The organism is Luteimonas sp. WGS1318 (assembly GCF_043187535.1).
In the GTDB taxonomy this organism is placed as follows: domain Bacteria; phylum Pseudomonadota; class Gammaproteobacteria; order Xanthomonadales; family Xanthomonadaceae; genus Luteimonas.
Map to the genome: position 1 here is coordinate 421,643 of NZ_CP171131.1, position 15,039 is coordinate 436,681.

The window sequence follows — 15,039 nt, forward strand, 5'->3', positions numbered from 1 at the left end:
CCTAGGCGCCACATGGAATATCGACAGACCCGCGTCGAGGCCGCAGCGCCCGTCATCACCGAACTGCCGAAGCGCGTGCTCAACGTGCTCGAGTTCGCGTTCACCCTGCTATGGACGGCGGGCTGGATCAGCGTGTCGCTGGTGCTGCAGCTCGTCAGCGGCCGTCGCGATCGCGCGCTGGACATGGCACGCACGCGCTGGGCGCCGGGCCTCGTCGGACCGGCCGGCGGGCTCACGGTCGAGGGCGCCGACGCGATCGACTGGTCGCGCCCGTACCTGGTGGTCGCCAACCACGAATCGCTGCTCGACATCTGCGTGCTGTTCATGGCCGTGCCGGTGCCGCTGCGTTTCCTGCTGAAGGAAGAGATGCGCCGCGTGCCGTTCGTGGCGGGGTACGCGCGCGCCACCGGCATGTTGTTCATCAGCCGCGACGATCGCCGCGCCGGGCCGCAGTTGCGCCGGCAGGTGGCCGGCGTGCTGGGGGCCGGCCAGTCGCTGTGCCTGTTCCCGGAAGGCACGCGCACGCGCGACGGTCGCCTGGGCGAATTCAAATCCGGTTCGTTCCAGGCCGCGATCGACGCCGGCGTCGAGGTGCTGCCGATCGCGCTGCACGGCACCGGCGCGGTGTTGCCGGCGCGCGGTTTCTTCCGCGTCTGCCGCGGGCCCATGCGGGCCACCGTGGGCCAGCCGCTGCCGGTGGCCGGGCGTGTCGGCGCTGCCGGTCGACAGGCGCTCTCACGCGAGGCGCAGGACGCGGTCGCCGCGATGCTCGGACGGTCGGTCCGCCCATGAGCCGCTCGACGTTCGTCGTCCCGGGCACGCATCCGTGCCTGCCGGGGCATTTTCCCGGTCGGCCGCTGGTGCCCGGCGTCGTGATCCTCGATCACGTCGTGGCCGCGATCGAAGCCGGGCATGGCGCGCTGGGTCCGCTGCGCCTGCCGCAGGTCAAGTTCGTGCAGCCGCTGCTGCCCGACGAGACCGCCGAGATCGCCCTCGAGGCCACGACGACCGAGGCCGGCCCGCGCTGGCGGTTCCGGGTCGAGCGTGACGGCGTGCTGCTGGCCAGCGGCGATGTCGTCGCCACCGGCGGGGACGTGGCGTGAGCGCCGGTTGGAAGGCGCGCCGCGAAGGCGGCGGGCGCGCGGCGCTGGTCGCGATGCGCACGTTCGCCAGCTGGTGCGGCCGTGCGCCGACCCGGCTGCTGCTGTATCCGGTGACGCTGTATTTCATGCTGCGCCGCGGTGCCGAGCGCCGGGATTCGCAGGCCTATCTCACGCGCGTGTTCGGGCGGCCGGCGACGCTGCGCGAGGTGGCGCGGCACATCTACACCTTCGCCGCGACGATCCTCGACCGGCTGTTCCTGCTCAGCGAGAACACCCGCCGTTTCGACGTGCGCACCTTCGGGCTCGACACGCTGCACCGGCACCTCGACGCCGGCCGTGGCGTGCTGCTGTTCGGCTCGCACCTGGGCAGCTTCGAAGTGCTGCGCGTGCTGTCGCAGCAGCGCCCCGAGTTCGCGATCCGTGTGGTGCTCGACCGCGCCCACGGCAAGGCGATGACCGAACTGCTGGACACGCTGAACCCGGAGATCGCCGCGACGGTGATCGACGCCGGCCAGGACGGCCCGTCCGTCGCACTGGCGATCGGCGCGGCACTCGAGCAGGGCGCGATGGTCGCGCTGCTGGTCGACCGCAGCCAGGAGGGCGGACCCACGCAACCGGTGCCGTTCCTCGGTGCACCCGCGGAATTCCCGGTCGCCCCATGGCTGCTGGCCGCGGTGCTCAAGGTGCCGGTGATGCTGGCGTTCGGCCTCTACCGGGGCGGCGCCCGCTACGACCTGGTGTTCGAACCCTTCAGTGAAGGCGTGGCATTGGCGCGTCGCGAACGCCAGGCCGGTGTCACCGCGCTTATCCGCCGTTACGCGGAGCGGCTCGAACATCACGTGCGCAGCGCCCCCTACAACTGGTTCAACTTCTATGACTTCTGGAAACGCGACGACGATGCGACGCCTGCGTCCGCCTGCCTGCCTGCTGCTGACGACGCTGTGGCTGACGCTCCCGGCCTGGGCCGCTCCGCAGGCCACTGACACCGCCCAGCCACGCCCCGTGCTGCGCGCGGACCAGTCGCGCGATCGGGTGCCGCCGCCGGTCGCTGCGCGCGGGCGCGAAGTCGACGCCGACTGGATCCTGCATCGCCTGACCCGGCCACCGCCGCAGTCGACGCCCTTCGTCGAACTGCGCCTGTCGGCCACGCTGCGTCGTCCGCTGGTGATCGCAGGCGAGTACCGCCGCCCGGATGCCGACACGCTGGTGCGCGAGGTCCGTGAGCCGTACGCCGAAACCACGACGATCCGCGGCGGCGAAGCCGTCGTCGCGCGCGTCGGACGCGCGCCGCGCACCGCGTCGCTGGCCCGCGTGCCCGAACTCGCCGCGCTGCAGGGCAGCTTCGGCGCGCTGCTGTCGGGTGACCGCACGCTGCTGGAAACCCACTACGCGATCGAAGCCGACGGCGTGCCCGCCGACTGGACGCTGACCCTCACCCCGCGCGACGCCCGCACCGCCACCCGCATCGCCGCGGTGGTGCTGCGCGGCCGCGACGACGAACTGCGCTGCATCGAGACCCGTCCGAAGCAGGGCGATCCGCAGCCCACGCTGCTCGGCGGCGCGGCGCAGGGTGTGTCCGGTCTCGACTCGCTCGAGGCCGCGCTGCGCGCCTGTCGCGACGTGCCGCGTTGAAATCTCCGGGCACGTTCAGAGACGCGCTGCTGCAGCGCCCGGGCCTGCGCCTGGCGCTGGCGGTCGCCTGGCTAGTGGTACTGCTCCTCGCCGGCTGGCTGGTCGCTGCGCGACTGGAATTCAGCGGTGACCTGCGCCGCTTCCTGCCCGATGCGCGCACGCCCGAACAGCGGCTGCTGATCGACGAACTGGGCGAGGGGCCCGGTTCGCGTCTGCTGCTGCTGGCGATTTCGGGCGATGCGCCCGAGGTGCTGGCCGCGCAGTCGCAGGCCCTGCACGAAGCGCTCGCTGGCGACGACCGCTTCAGCGTCGTGGCCAACGGTGCCTCGGCCGACCTGTCCTCGTTTCCGCCGGACCTGCTGCCCTACCGCTACCTGCTGACGCCCTCGTTCGATGAGGCGCCGCTCGATGCCGATGCGTTGCGCGACGCCTTCGATGCGCGCTTGCAGGATCTGGGCTCGCCGGCCGCCGGCCTGGTCGAGCCGCTGCTGCCCTCCGATCCCACGCTCGAGACCCTGGTGCTGGCCGAGGCCTGGGCGCCGGCGGCCGCGCCGGAGATGCTGTTCGACGTCTGGTTCGATCGCGCCGGCGAACGTGCGCTGCTGCTGGTCGAAACACGCGCCGCGGGCTTCGATCCGACCGGCCAGCTGGACGCGGTCGAGACGATCCGCGCGCGCTTCGACGCCGCCCGCGAGGCGAGTTCATCCGACGGCAGCGCGTCGACGCTGCAGATGACCGGGCCCGGCGCGTTCTCGGTCGACATCGGCGGGCGCACACAGCGCGAGGCCCAGCGCATCGGCCTGGCCGACACGATCGGCCTGGTGATCCTGCTGCTGCTGGCCTACCGCAGCTGGAAGATGCCGCTGCTCGGCGCGCTGCCGCTGGCCAGCGCCGGCATCGCCGGTCTCGGTGCCGTGGCGCTGCTGTTTCCGGGCGGTGTGCACGGCATCACCATCGCGTTCGGGTTCACGCTGATCGGCGTGGTCCAGGATTACCCGATCCACTTCTTCAGCCATCAGCGCGCCGGCCTGTCGCCGTGGAAGAACGTGCGGAGTTTGTGGCCGGCGCTGTCGACCGGCGTGATCGCCACCTGCATCGCCTACGCGACGTTCCTGTTCTCCGGCGTCGACGGCCTGCGCCAGCTCGCGGTGTTCACCGTCGCTGCGCTCATGGTGGCCGCGCTGGTCACGCGTTACCTGCTGCCGGGCCTGGTCGACCCCGCGCCGCCGGACATCGCCGATTCGCCGCGGCTGCAGCGGCTGTGGCATCGCATCGAAGCACTGCCGCGGCCGAAATGGTCGCTGGCCGTGCTCGGCGTGGCCAGCCTCGCGGCGATCGTCTTCGCCCCGGGCCCGGCGTGGCAGAACGACCTGTCGAAGCTGACGCCGGTGGATGCCGACGCGATGGCGCTCGACACCGAACTGCGCGCCGAACTCGGTGCGCCCGACGTGCGCTACGTGCTGGTCGCCCAGGGCGGTGACACCGACACCGTGCTGGCAGCGACGTCCGCGCTGCGCCCGGCGCTGGACGCGCGCGTCGCCGACGGCCGACTCGACGGCTACGACATGGCCGCGCGCTACCTGCCCGATGCCGAGGTGCAGCGTGCCCGCCAGGCCGCGCTGCCGGATACGCCGACGCTGCGCGCGCTGCTCGACGAGGCGCTGGACGGCTCGCCGTTCCTGCCCGACGCCTTCGCGCCGTTTCTCACCGATGTCGAACGCGCACGCACGGCACCGCTGCTGACCTTGCAGGATCTGCAGGGCTCGCCGCTGTCGAGCGCGGTCTCGGGGTTGCTGCTGGTGCATCCCGGACGCGCCACCGCGCTGGTCTCGCTGAGCGGCCTCGATGATCCGGCCGATGTCGCCGCGCTGGCGGCGCAGGCGCAGGCGCCCGGCGTGGACCTGCGCCTGCTCGACATGAAGGACGCCTCCGAATCGCTGGTGATCGAATACCGCGGCCGCGTGCTCGCGGCGATGGCGGTCGCGCTGGTGTTGCTGGTGGCCACGGTGTGGATCGCACTGCGCCAGCCGCGGCGCGTGTGGCGCGTGCTGCTGCCGACCCTGTTGACGCTGCTGGTGATCGTCGCCGTGCTGCGCCTGGCCGGCGTCGAGCTCACGCTGTTCCATCTGGTCGCGCTGATCCTCGCCGCGGGCCTCGGGCTCGACTACGCGCTGTTCTTCGAACATGCCGGCGAAGACCGCGCCGACCAGATCCGCACCCTGCACGCGGTGCTGGTCTGCAGCCTCATGACGCTGCTCGTCTTCAGCCTGCTCGCGCTGTCGTCGATCCCGGTGCTGCGTGCGATCGGCACCACGGTCGCGCTCGGCGTGCTGTGCAATTTCGTGTTGTCGCTGTTCGTCGCCCGTCACCGCGCGACGATCGAGGCGGCGCGCGCCGAACCGGAGCCGGTTGCATGAGCCGCGTCGATCGTGCCGCCATCCTGGCGATGATTCCGCACCAGGGCGCGATGTGCCTGTGGGACGCGGTCGACAGCTGGGACGCGGGCACGGTGGCCGTGCGCAGCGCGAGCCACCGCGACCCCGGCAATCCGCTGCGCAGCGACGGCCGCCTGCGCGCGCTGCACCTGTGCGAATACGGCGCCCAGGCGATGGCGGTGCACGGCGGCCTGCGCGCACGCGACAGCGGCGCACCGGTGCGGCCGGGCATGCTGGTCGCCCTGCGCGGCATGCAGCTGCATGTCGCGCGCATCGACGATCTCGCCGGTGATATCGAGTGCGTGGCCGAGGTACTGGTCGAAGCCGGCGACAGCCAGCAGTACGCGTTCCGGATCGAATGCGACGGCCTGTTGCTCGCCGAAGGCCGCGCGGCCGTGATGCTGGGCGCGGAGCAGCCGGCGCTGTAGACGCGTGGCCGCGGTCGACACCGTGGCGTCCTCCGCTTGATCGCTGACACGGCAGGACGTCACGCCGCGCAGCGCCCATGCAGGTGCGCGCTCGCGCGCGATGCGGCGTTCCTCCGCGCCCCCGGTTCGCGCGCCAGCGCGCTCCTACAGGACGTCGTGGCACATGGCGCCTCGCCGCTCTCGCGATTGCCGCGCGGCGCTGATCGGAACATCGCGCGCTTCGCCTGCTTGTAGGCCCCGCATCACCTTGGCGAGCCCCGTGCAGGCGCGCGCTCGCGCGCGATGCGGCGTTCCCGGCATCCCGGTTCGCGCGCCAGCGCGCGCATGCGGACTGGCGTGCAGGCGACCGCGCCACCACTCCGCGCCGCGACGTGCGCGTTCGGCCCGCTACAATCCCCGCATGACGATTTCCGACTCCAGCGCGCCCGCGCGCCGCGCCCTCGTGACCGGCGGCAGCGGCGACATCGGCGGTGCGATCTGCCGTCGCCTCGCGGCGGACGGCTTGCATGTGATCGTGCATGCGAACGGCAACCTGCAGCGCGCCGAAGGCGTCGTCGCCGACATCCTCGCCGCGGGCGGCCGCGCCGAGGCGGTCGCGTTCGACGTCGCCGATGGCGAGGCGACGCGCGCGGCGATCGATGGCCTGCTCCAAGGCGGGGCGATCCAGGTCGTCGTCAACAATGCGGGCATCCACGACGACGCGCCGATGGCCGGCATGTCCGATGCGCAATGGAAGCGCGTCGTCGACGTCTCGCTGCACGGCTTCTTCCACGTCACCCAGCCGCTGCTGCTGCCGATGGCACGCAAGCGCTGGGGCCGGATCGTCAGTGTGTCGTCGGTGGCCGCGGTCATCGGCAACCGCGGACAGACCAACTACGCCGCCGCGAAGGCCGCGCTGCATGGCGCGTCGAAATCGCTGGCCCGCGAGATGGCCAGCCGCGGCATCGCCGTCAACGTCGTCGCGCCCGGGGTCATTGCCGGAAACATGGCGGACGCGACGTTCCCGGAGGAGATGGTCAAGCAGATCGTCCCGGCGGCACGTGCGGGTACGCCCGACGAGGTCGCGGCGCTCGTCGCGTTCCTGTGTTCGGATGCGGCGGGCTATATCAACGGACAGGTCATTGGTATCAACGGCGGCATGGGCTGACGCGCCAGGCAGACGTGATGTCTGTCGATACGTCGTCCGGCCGCTCGACAGAAAGCATGCGGTCCCTGGCTGTAGGGGCGGGCGCCTCGGTCCGGCGTCGCCGGCCGGCTGAACCGGGCGCCGCCCGCATCCACGCCGGCTTCAGGTCACCAGCGCGATGATCGGCGGCGTGCCCGACCGGGCGCCCCTGTCTCGAGGACTCCCGCCATGCGCGCACCCCGTCTTCTTCTGGTCCTGCTCGCCGTCGCGCTGACGGCCGGTTGTGCCAGCTCCCATGTCCTGACCGGCACGCCCCGCGCGCCGATCGATCCGGCCCAGGTGCGCATCTATCACGGGCCGCCGCCGGGCCAGTACGAAGAGATCGCGATCCTCAACACCAGCAGCGGCGCGCTGACCTACGGCGAGCAGAACAAGGTCGATTCGGTGCTGCAGAAGCTGCGCACGGAAGCCGCGAAGCTCGGGGCCAACGGCGTGCTGTTCCAGGGCACGGCCGACGGCGAGCGCAGCGGCGGCGTCAGTGTCGGCGGCGGCGTCGGCCGTGGCGGCGGGCGCTCGTTCTCGTCGGCCGGTGTCGGCGTCAACATCAGCCCGCAGCAGAAGTACGCGAGCGGCATCGCGATCTGGGTGGCGAACCCGCCGCCGATGTCCGCGCCTCAACCGGCGCCCGCGCCCGGCAACTGAAGGCAGCGCGCCCGGGCGATGCGCCGGGTGCCCGGCATGCATGACGACGCGCCGCAGCTGCGGCGCGTTTTGCGTTGGTGATCAGGTGTTGCCTAGAGAACGGCGGTTGGAACTGGGGGCGCGGCGAGCACCCTGTTCTGCGGGGTCGTTCCGCAGGTCGCGCAATGCGTCACGTCGGCGGATGACTCGAAAGAGGCCGCTGCAGTGCCGGCAATTCGGTGTGTCTGCAGGCAGATGGCGCGCTGATCTACAACGGAGATCGACGCTCGCTGAAACGGTCGATGCATTCGGGTGCGGCATGCGCACGTCGCAGCCGGGCGGCGAGCACGCACATCCTCACTTGGTGTCGTCGAGATCGCGACGTACCCACCTGTCTTGCATGCTGCCGCTGAGCAGCGCCATCGATCGGACCTGCTCAGCCACGCAATGCGCGATCAACCGCCGCGCGTCGACGAGTCGGGCGCGTGGACCAGGATCGGCGGTGCTTCCACGGTACGGCGGCGTGCGGGCGCCAACAGCGCGTACAGCAGGCCTGCCGGCAGGCCGGCGGCGGCCATCCAGAAGGTGCAACTCCACTCACGGGTCGCACCGACCAGCAACGCGACCGGCGACAGCGCGTTGACCAGCGGAATCGCGATCAACAGCGCGACCACGCCCGCGAGCGCATACAGCGGAATGCGCGCCGCGCCCGGAACCTTCGGTTCGAGCAGGGCGACCACGCCGAAGGCGACGAGAAATGCGGGGGCGACCACGTAGCCGCCGTAGGTGGGGAAGAATCCGCTGAAGATGTCGCGCAGCGTGACCTGGAGCCGCACCGAGCCGATGTCCGCACCGATCGAGGCCAGGGCCGCGAGGTTGTACTGGCTCTGCACGATCGAGCCCCAGACGATGGCCAGCACGACGGCCAGCAGGAATGCGGGAACGACGCCCTTCAATGCCGACGTTTTCACTCGCTGTTCTCCCGTTTCGTGATCGACTCGACGTTCGATTGGCGCATACGCGCAATGGAGAGCGAGTGATGATCCGAGGTCTGGGGGCGTTTGTGCTGGGTGTGTTGCTGGTGGCCGCAGTGCCGGCGCAGGCCGAATTCCGTGTCGAAACGGTCGCCGAAGGCCTGGAGCATCCCTGGTCGATCGCCTTCCTGCCCGACGGTCGCATGCTCGTCACCGAGCGCCCGGGCCGCCTGCGCGTGATCGAGAACGGCGTGCTCCGCGAGGCACCCGTGGAGGGCGTCCCCGAAGTGTTCGACTCCGGCCAGTCGGGACTGCTCGAGGTGCTGCCAGCGCCCGATTTCGCGCGCAGCGGCGTGCTGTTCCTGTCGTTCGTGCACGGCGACAAGAACGCCAACCACACCCGCATCGTGCGCGCGCGCTTCGACGGCGAGCGCCTCTCGGACGTGCAGCCGATCTTCACCACGCATCCGTCGAAGTCCGGCGATGCGCACGCCGGCGGCCGCCTGCTGCTGCTGCCCGACGGCACGCTGATGATGGGGCTCGGCGACGGCTTCTTCTTCCGCGAAGAGTCGCAGAAGCTCGACAGCCACATGGGCACGATCGTGCGCATCCACACCGACGGCAGCGTGCCCAAGGACAATCCGTTCGTGGGGCGGACCGGCGCACTGCCGGAGATCTACAGCTACGGGCATCGTCACGTGCAGGGCCTGGTCTACGACGCCGCACGCCAGCGCATTTACGCGCACGAGCACGGCCCGCGTGGTGGCGACGAACTCAACGTCATCACCCCGGGCACGAACTACGGCTGGCCGCTGGTGAGCTTCGGGCGCGACTACAGCCGCGCGCTGATCACGCCGTTCACGCGCATGACCGGCATGGAGCAGCCGGTGCTGCAATGGACCCCGTCGATCGCGCCGGCCGGCCTGGCGCTCTACGAGGGCGAGGCGTTCCCGGGCTGGAACGGCAACCTGTTCGTCGCCGCGCTGGCCGAGAAGAGCCTGCGGCGGATTCCGATGGCCGGTGGCGCGCCGGGTGCGCAGGAGATCCTGCTCGACGACCGCGGCGAGCGCATCCGCGACGTCCGCGTCGGCCCGGGCGGTGCGGTCTACGTGCTCACCGACGAATCCGACGGCCGCGTGCTGCGGCTGGTGCCCAACTGATTCAGGACGCGGTCCCGCGTCATCGTCGACGCGCACACGACGCGCCGTCGACGGCACCGCGCTTCGAAGGCGTGGTGCGGTGTCGGCTTACTGCAACGTAGCGCAGTCGCGGGGACGGATCACCCGCGTGGATGACAGCGGATGCTCGACGCCGTGCGATGCACGGCGTTCGCGAATGTCAGGCCGCGTCGGCGTACCAGACCGGCGCGAGCGACGGCGGGGCTGCATCGGACGCCAGCAGCGCGTCGAGTCCATGGTCGTCGATGGCGGCATGTGCCTTGCGCGCCTGCTGCAGGATTTCGCCGGCCAGCCAGCGCATCCGCGCGACGTTGTCACCGATGCGCGCGACGAAGACCTCGGTGTCCAGATCGTCGTGCAATGCCGCGTTCATGTCGCAGAACCAGTCGATCTTGAACTGGTCGAGCAGCCGGGCCTCGGGACGTTGCCCGCCGCCATTGGCGAGGCCCCAGTCGCGCAGCAGCGGCTGGATCGCGAGGTTCAGCGCACGGGCCTCGTTGAACGCGGGACGCAGCCGTCCGAGCGTCGCCAGGTCGGTCAGGCGCCCGCCGCAGAACAACGGTGCCAGCAGGGCCCAGTAGTAGGTGTAGTCCCAGATCACCTTGACCGGCATGACCTGTTCGTCGCCGAACAACGGGTACTGGTCCTGATACAGCGTCAGCGTGTTCTCGTAGAACGAGAAATAGAGCTGCTGGTACAGATCGGCGTGGTGGGTGATGTCGCGCCCGGCCTGCTCGCGTGCGATGAGATCGCAGATGTACGTGTTGCTGATCGCGATGAAATCGCTGCCGGGCGAATAGAACGGATCCAGGAACAGCCCGGCTTCGCCGGTCAGTGCCCAGCGGTTGCGGGAGAACACCTGTTTGCAGCCGTACGAGAAATTCCGCAGGAACATGAAGTCCTGCAGCGTGTGCTCGCTGCGGTCGAGACTGGCGGCGACCTGGGGCTGGTGGCTGCGCAGCCAGTCCATCGCCTTGGCGTGGGTGTTCATCGTCTCGAGCGGGTGCATCTCCGCATCGCAGACGATGCCCAGCGAATGCGCGCCCGACGACAGCGGAATCAGCCAGAACCAGTAGCCCGGCCCGCACATGTGGTTGGTGGAGCGCCAGCGGTCCGGCGGATCGCAGCGCTGCAGCCACTGGGTGTCGTGCGACCAGGCGTTGGGATCGACGAAGCCGTCCACGCGCCACCACACCGCATTGGCGTTGTGATCGTTGGCCAGCGCCAGGCCCAGCTTGCGCTTCAGCAGGCCGGCGCGCCCGCTGGCATCGACGACCCAGCGGCAGGCGACCGTATGCACCGCGCCGTCGCGTTCGACGTGGACCGCGTGATCGGAGGCATCGTCGGCCAGGTCGATGCCGCGCACCACCGCGCCGTCGTCGAAACGCACGCCCAATTCGCGTGCACGCTCGCCCAGATGGTTCTCGAAGCGGCCGCGGTCGATCTGCCACGAGGGCGTCGGCATCAACTGGCTGACGCCCAGCTCGGTGCAGCGGTCGACCTGGTTGCTGCCGTCGGAGAAGAAGAACCGGAAACCGAACTTGCGGATCTGCTCGGTGTCGAGGTGCGCGCGCAGGCCCAGGATGTTGGCGAAGTAGTGCGCGCCGATCTCGACGCTGGATTCGCCGACCTTGTGCGCGGCCTCGCGCACCGGATGCGCGCGGCGCTCGACCACGGTCACATCGAGCCCAGGGTGCTGCCGGCGCAGCTGCAGGGCCAGGGTCAGGCCGGCCAGGCCGCCGCCGAGGATGGCGACATCGGTGCGGTGGGCATCGCCGGCGCGCGGGGCGTCGGCTTCGGACACGGGGTGGCGCATCATCCTGTCTCCTGCAGTGCGCCCGAGGCTGGCGCCGTACCAGCGTCGGCCCCGGGCTCGTCGATCACCGGCGGACGGCGGCGCGCCTGCCGGTACTGGCCGATGATGTCACCCCGCGCGACCACCTGCACCGCCACGTGCGACGTGATGCGGTAGAGGTCGTGGACGAGGCGGAAATGGCTCTGGCGGAACTGCTCGTCGGAGCCTGCGCAGTGGTAGCGCGTGTCGACCGGCACCGAGACCACGCCGCAGCCGAGCTCGCGCGCGGCCGAGATCAGGATCTGCGCCTCGTAGACGAAGCCCTCGCCCCGCACGTGCGCCAGCGCGAGCACGGGCGCGGGGTACAGGCGCTGGCCGCTCTGGCTGTCGACCAGGCGATAGCCGCAGGCCCAGGCGATGCCCCAGTCACCGAAATCGTTGCCGATACGGCGGTACCACGGCTGCGTGTCGCGCTTCTTCAGGCGTGCGCCGTTGACGATGCAGCCCGGGTGGCGATTCGCGGCGTCGATCAGACGCGGGATATCGCTGGCGCGATGCTGGCCGTCGCCATCCATCGTGACCACGGCTTCGAACCCGCGCCGGCGTGCCTCGGCGAAACCGGCGCGCAGCGCGGCGCCCTTGCCCAGGCGCTGCGGATGCCGCAGCAGGGTGACCGGCAGGCCGGCGACGATGTCGGCGGTGGCGTCGTCGGAGCCGTCGTCGACGACGATGACGTGGTCGCACTGTTCGAGCGCGCCGCTGACGACCTCGTCGATGCGCAGCGCTTCGTTGAGCGCGGGGATCACCACCGCGACGTTGCCGCGGTGCAGGCGGAGCGTGCTCATGACGCGATCTCCACCACCAGCTGGCGATGCGGGCCGGCCTTGAGCCGGGCCTCGGGTGCAGCCGACGCCAGGGCGTCGAACAGCGGCAGCATCTGCGCCATCGCATTGCCGGCGGCATGGGTCGCGAGTGGTCCGGCGGCCGGCGTGTCCTCGCCGTCGCGCAGCTCGACGGTCAGGCGCGGGCCATCGCCGTCACGGGTCAGGACCAGCGCCGCGCCGAGCAGGCCCTCGCTGTGCGTCACCGTGCCCAGCAGGCCGGTGGCCGCCGTGTCGTAGGCGACCAGCAGCACCGCCTCGCTGCCCGTCGCCAGCTGCAGCATCGCTTCCAGCAGACCCTGGGCGAACGTGCCGTCATAGGCGCTGATCGCGGTTGCCGCCTCGGTGCAGCCGGCGCCGATCGTCCAGTAGCCGGCGGCGGCGTTGTGCACCGAATTGTGGAATTTGGTCGGCGACACCGCGGTCGGGTCGGTCGTCAGGGTGTCGCACATGTAATCGGTGATCGCCAGATCGCCATGGGTGGACGCGAACACCGACGGCAGCGTCGCCGGGTCGCGACCGGCGGCGCCACACGCGGCCAGGGCGACGTCGAGCGCCACCGCCACCGAGCCGGGCGCGCGGCGGCGTTCGTTCGCGGCCAGCAATTGCGGCGCGGGGCGCGCGGGCGCCGTCTCGGGGCGCACGCCGTCGCGCGCGAACGCCACCGCCGAGGCCCAGTCGGGCAGGCCGTCGGTCCAGAAGCCGACGCCGGCGATGGTTGCGCTCAGGGCACTCATGCCGCCGCTCCCCGGCCGAAGACCAGCGAACAGTTGTTGCCACCGAAGCCGAAGGAATTGTTCATCGCGTAGCGGATCTCGCCCTCGGCATTGTCGAAGCGGATCTGCGGACCGCATGCCGCGTCGCGAGTCTCGCTGTGCAGGATGCCCGGCAGCAGGCCGTGCTCCAGCGCGAACAGCGCGAACACCGATTCGACGATGCCTGCCGCGCCGAGCGTATGCCCGGTCCAGCCCTTGGTCGAACTGGCGTGCAGGGCGCCCGGAAACAGCACGTTCACTGCGCCCGCCTCGACGGTGTCGTTGGCCGGGGTGGAGGTGCCGTGCAGATTCAGATAGCCGACGTCGGCCGCGTCGATGCCTGCGCGCGCGAGCGCGCCGCGCATTGCCAGCAGCGCGCCCAGACCCTCGGGATGCGGCGCCGACATGTGGTGCGAGTCGCTGGACTCGCCGTAGCCACGCAGCAGCGGGCCGGTCTCACCGGGTGCCGCGCGTTCGAGCACCGCGTAGCCACCGGCCTCGCCCAGCGACAGCCCATCGCGATTCGCATCAAACGGCAGGCAGGGGTTCTGCGACACCAGGCCGAGCGCATTGAAGCCGAACAGCACGCTGCCGCACAGCGTGTCGACGCCACCGACCAGTGCCGCGTCGACGACGCCGGCCTCGATCATCCGCGCCGCCTGCGCGAACACCTTCGCGCTCGACGAGCACGCGGTGGCGACCGTGATGCACGGGCCGCGCAGGCCGGTGGCGTGCTGCAGGAAATCGCCGAGCGAATGCGGGGTGTGGACGATGGGGCGGTCCAGGTCGTCGGGCATGCGGCGCGCGCCGTCGGCGTCGACCACGGCCCGCGCATATCCCTCTTCGCTGGCACCGATGCTGGAGGTCGACGTGCCGATCACCAGCGCGATGCGCTCGGCGCCGTGGCGAGCCATCAGCGCATCGAGTGCGGCCTGCACGTCGTCCTGCTGCAGCGCGAGCCACGCGAGCCGGTTGTTGCGGCATTCCCAGCGCGCCAGTGCGGCCGGCAGCGCGGCGTCTTCCAGACCGTCGACGCGCCCGATCCAGGTCGGCAGCGGTGCGTCGCCGAAATCGTTGCGACGCAGACCGCTGCGGCGGGCGCGCAGGGCGTCGCGCTGGGCGGCATTGCCGCGGCCGAGCGCGGTGGTCGCCGTGTAGGCGCGGATGGCGATGGCGGGCATCGGCGAAGGCGACTGCGTCGAGGGCACGCGTTGGATCCGTGGTGAAGACCGACGAGTATAGCCAGCGGGCGTGAGGCTAGAATTCAGCCTCGGCCCCGGTACGGGGTGCGTCTGGACCGCCCCGCTTGGCCGGAACCCGCCTGCTGCACCGACTCCGACTGCTCGCCGATGGCGATGCGCTGCACGCGCTGGCCGTCGCCGCTGCCGCGTGCACGCTGAGCCTGGGGCTGGTGTACGTGGGGTATGTGGTCCATGTCTGGCGGGTGGCGCGCGCCGCGCCCTGCGCGCCGGACCGCGGCGACTGCCTGTTGCTGTTCGGCAAGCACGCACCCGACGGGCGGCTCGATGCCGATTTCCAGGCGCGGCTCGCGCGCGCGGCCACGTTGTGGGCATCCCGTCCACCGCGCAGCCTGCTGCTGCTCGGCGGTGGACCCGAGGGGGGACCGACGGAGGCCGCGCTGGCGCAACAGGCCCTGCACGCACTGGGCCTCGCGGCGGATGCCCCGATGCAGCTGGAAGACCAGTCGCGCGACACGCTGCAGAACCTGCGCAACGCGCGCCTGCTGCTGGTGGGTGGCGACCCGCTGGGCACGCCGCCCGCGGTCACCCTGCTGAGCAGCCGCTACCACCTCGCACGCTGCGCCTTCCTCGCCGATCGCCTGGGCCTGGACTGGGAGGTGTGTGCCGCCGAGCCCGCGCTGTCCTGGCGCCCGAATACGCTCGGGCGCATCGCGCGTGAAGCGGCCTACGTCTGCTGGATGGATCTGGGCACGCGCTGGGCGCGGATCATCGGCCACCAGCGGATGCTGGCGCGGTTGAGCTGACCTGGGCTGCGGTGCCGGGCGGGCCAGCAAGCGGCTCCGCCCGTCT

The 15,039-nt window shown here is 71.1% G+C and carries 15 protein-coding genes; 10 read left to right on the forward strand and 5 right to left on the reverse strand.

Annotated features, from left to right (window positions below; genetic code table 11):
* The first annotated feature begins 12 nt into the window (after positions 1 to 12).
* From ACF3M1_RS01800 to ACF3M1_RS01835, 8 genes are all read left to right on the forward strand, one after another.
* Positions 13 to 792, forward strand: coding sequence for a 1-acylglycerol-3-phosphate O-acyltransferase (locus ACF3M1_RS01800; RefSeq protein WP_394003363.1), 780 nt, complete (start codon positions 13 to 15; stop codon positions 790 to 792).
* Positions 789 to 1,103, forward strand: a complete 315-nt coding sequence (locus tag ACF3M1_RS01805) for a hypothetical protein (protein ID WP_394003365.1) — start codon at positions 789 to 791, stop codon at positions 1,101 to 1,103. Before ACF3M1_RS01800 ends, ACF3M1_RS01805 begins: the two co-directional genes overlap by 4 nt.
* Positions 1,100 to 2,086, forward strand: a complete 987-nt coding sequence (locus ACF3M1_RS01810; protein WP_394003367.1) for an acyltransferase — start codon at positions 1,100 to 1,102, stop codon at positions 2,084 to 2,086. The genes ACF3M1_RS01805 and ACF3M1_RS01810 overlap by 4 nt, the downstream gene beginning before the upstream one ends.
* Positions 2,001 to 2,735, forward strand: a complete 735-nt coding sequence (locus ACF3M1_RS01815; protein ID WP_394003369.1) for a LolA-related protein — start codon at positions 2,001 to 2,003, stop codon at positions 2,733 to 2,735. The genes ACF3M1_RS01810 and ACF3M1_RS01815 overlap by 86 nt, the downstream gene beginning before the upstream one ends.
* Complete coding sequence (locus tag ACF3M1_RS01820; RefSeq protein ID WP_394003371.1) at positions 2,732 to 5,152, forward strand: MMPL family transporter; 2,421 nt, start codon at positions 2,732 to 2,734, stop codon at positions 5,150 to 5,152. Before ACF3M1_RS01815 ends, ACF3M1_RS01820 begins: the two co-directional genes overlap by 4 nt.
* A complete protein-coding gene (locus ACF3M1_RS01825) occupies positions 5,149 to 5,598 on the forward strand; it encodes a phosphotransferase (protein WP_394003373.1) in 450 nt (149 codons plus the stop codon). The genes ACF3M1_RS01820 and ACF3M1_RS01825 overlap by 4 nt, the downstream gene beginning before the upstream one ends.
* A gap of 400 nt (positions 5,599 to 5,998) precedes the next feature.
* A complete protein-coding gene (fabG, locus tag ACF3M1_RS01830) occupies positions 5,999 to 6,745 on the forward strand; it encodes a 3-oxoacyl-ACP reductase FabG (RefSeq protein WP_394005147.1) in 747 nt (248 codons plus the stop codon).
* 207 nt (positions 6,746 to 6,952) lie between these two features.
* Positions 6,953 to 7,426: a hypothetical protein gene (locus tag ACF3M1_RS01835; RefSeq protein ID WP_394003375.1), complete on the forward strand. Its 474-nt coding sequence runs from the start codon at positions 6,953 to 6,955 to the stop codon at positions 7,424 to 7,426.
* 434 nt (positions 7,427 to 7,860) lie between these two features.
* Here ACF3M1_RS01835 and ACF3M1_RS01840 read toward each other — a convergent pair whose 3' ends face one another.
* On the reverse strand, positions 7,861 to 8,376 hold the full coding sequence (locus ACF3M1_RS01840; protein WP_394003377.1) for a hypothetical protein: 516 nt from the start codon (positions 8,374 to 8,376) through the stop codon (positions 7,861 to 7,863).
* Positions 8,377 to 8,444: 68 nt separating this feature from the next.
* Here ACF3M1_RS01840 and ACF3M1_RS01845 point away from each other — a divergent pair, with 68 nt between their 5' ends.
* A complete protein-coding gene (locus tag ACF3M1_RS01845) occupies positions 8,445 to 9,539 on the forward strand; it encodes a PQQ-dependent sugar dehydrogenase (protein WP_394003379.1) in 1,095 nt (364 codons plus the stop codon).
* Between the two features lie 178 nt (positions 9,540 to 9,717).
* Here the strand turns inward: ACF3M1_RS01845 and ACF3M1_RS01850 are convergent, their stop codons facing one another.
* From ACF3M1_RS01850 to ACF3M1_RS01865, 4 genes are read right to left on the reverse strand one after another with little or no spacing between them, the layout of a single operon-like run.
* The gene (locus ACF3M1_RS01850; RefSeq protein ID WP_394003381.1) at positions 9,718 to 11,373 is read right to left on the reverse strand and encodes an NAD(P)/FAD-dependent oxidoreductase; all 1,656 of its coding nucleotides are present in this window, start codon (positions 11,371 to 11,373) and stop codon (positions 9,718 to 9,720) included.
* Complete coding sequence (locus ACF3M1_RS01855; protein ID WP_394003383.1) at positions 11,373 to 12,197, reverse strand: glycosyltransferase family 2 protein; 825 nt, start codon at positions 12,195 to 12,197, stop codon at positions 11,373 to 11,375. The genes ACF3M1_RS01850 and ACF3M1_RS01855 overlap by 1 nt, the downstream gene beginning before the upstream one ends.
* Complete coding sequence (locus ACF3M1_RS01860) at positions 12,194 to 12,970, reverse strand: beta-ketoacyl synthase chain length factor (protein ID WP_394003385.1); 777 nt, start codon at positions 12,968 to 12,970, stop codon at positions 12,194 to 12,196. The genes ACF3M1_RS01855 and ACF3M1_RS01860 overlap by 4 nt, the downstream gene beginning before the upstream one ends.
* The gene (locus ACF3M1_RS01865) at positions 12,967 to 14,169 is read right to left on the reverse strand and encodes a beta-ketoacyl-[acyl-carrier-protein] synthase family protein (protein ID WP_394003387.1); all 1,203 of its coding nucleotides are present in this window, start codon (positions 14,167 to 14,169) and stop codon (positions 12,967 to 12,969) included. The genes ACF3M1_RS01860 and ACF3M1_RS01865 overlap by 4 nt, the downstream gene beginning before the upstream one ends.
* 125 nt (positions 14,170 to 14,294) lie before the next feature.
* Here ACF3M1_RS01865 and ACF3M1_RS01870 point away from each other — a divergent pair, with 125 nt between their 5' ends.
* Positions 14,295 to 14,993 carry an ElyC/SanA/YdcF family protein gene (locus tag ACF3M1_RS01870; RefSeq protein ID WP_394003389.1) on the forward strand — a complete coding sequence of 233 codons (699 nt, stop codon included), beginning with the start codon at positions 14,295 to 14,297 and terminating at the stop codon, positions 14,991 to 14,993.
* Positions 14,994 to 15,039: the final 46 nt, after the last annotated feature.

What these genes read in the sequence shown, in the direction of transcription:
- ACF3M1_RS01800 (WP_394003363.1), top strand. Translation starts at nt 13, where the DNA reads ATGGAATATCGACAGACCCGCGTCGAGGCCGCAGCGCCCGTCATCACC.
- ACF3M1_RS01805 (WP_394003365.1), top strand. Translation starts at nt 789, where the DNA reads ATGAGCCGCTCGACGTTCGTCGTCCCGGGCACGCATCCGTGCCTGCCG.
- ACF3M1_RS01815 (WP_394003369.1), top strand. Translation starts at nt 2,001, where the DNA reads ATGCGACGCCTGCGTCCGCCTGCCTGCCTGCTGCTGACGACGCTGTGG.
- ACF3M1_RS01825 (WP_394003373.1), top strand. Translation starts at nt 5,149, where the DNA reads ATGAGCCGCGTCGATCGTGCCGCCATCCTGGCGATGATTCCGCACCAG.
- fabG (WP_394005147.1), top strand. Translation starts at nt 5,999, where the DNA reads ATGACGATTTCCGACTCCAGCGCGCCCGCGCGCCGCGCCCTCGTGACC.
- ACF3M1_RS01835 (WP_394003375.1), top strand. Translation starts at nt 6,953, where the DNA reads ATGCGCGCACCCCGTCTTCTTCTGGTCCTGCTCGCCGTCGCGCTGACG.
- ACF3M1_RS01845 (WP_394003379.1), top strand. Translation starts at nt 8,445, where the DNA reads ATGATCCGAGGTCTGGGGGCGTTTGTGCTGGGTGTGTTGCTGGTGGCC.
- ACF3M1_RS01850 (WP_394003381.1), bottom strand. Translation starts at nt 11,373, where the DNA reads ATGCGCCACCCCGTGTCCGAAGCCGACGCCCCGCGCGCCGGCGATGCC.
- ACF3M1_RS01855 (WP_394003383.1), bottom strand. Translation starts at nt 12,197, where the DNA reads ATGAGCACGCTCCGCCTGCACCGCGGCAACGTCGCGGTGGTGATCCCC.
- ACF3M1_RS01860 (WP_394003385.1), bottom strand. Translation starts at nt 12,970, where the DNA reads ATGAGTGCCCTGAGCGCAACCATCGCCGGCGTCGGCTTCTGGACCGAC.
- ACF3M1_RS01865 (WP_394003387.1), bottom strand. Translation starts at nt 14,169, where the DNA reads ATGCCCGCCATCGCCATCCGCGCCTACACGGCGACCACCGCGCTCGGC.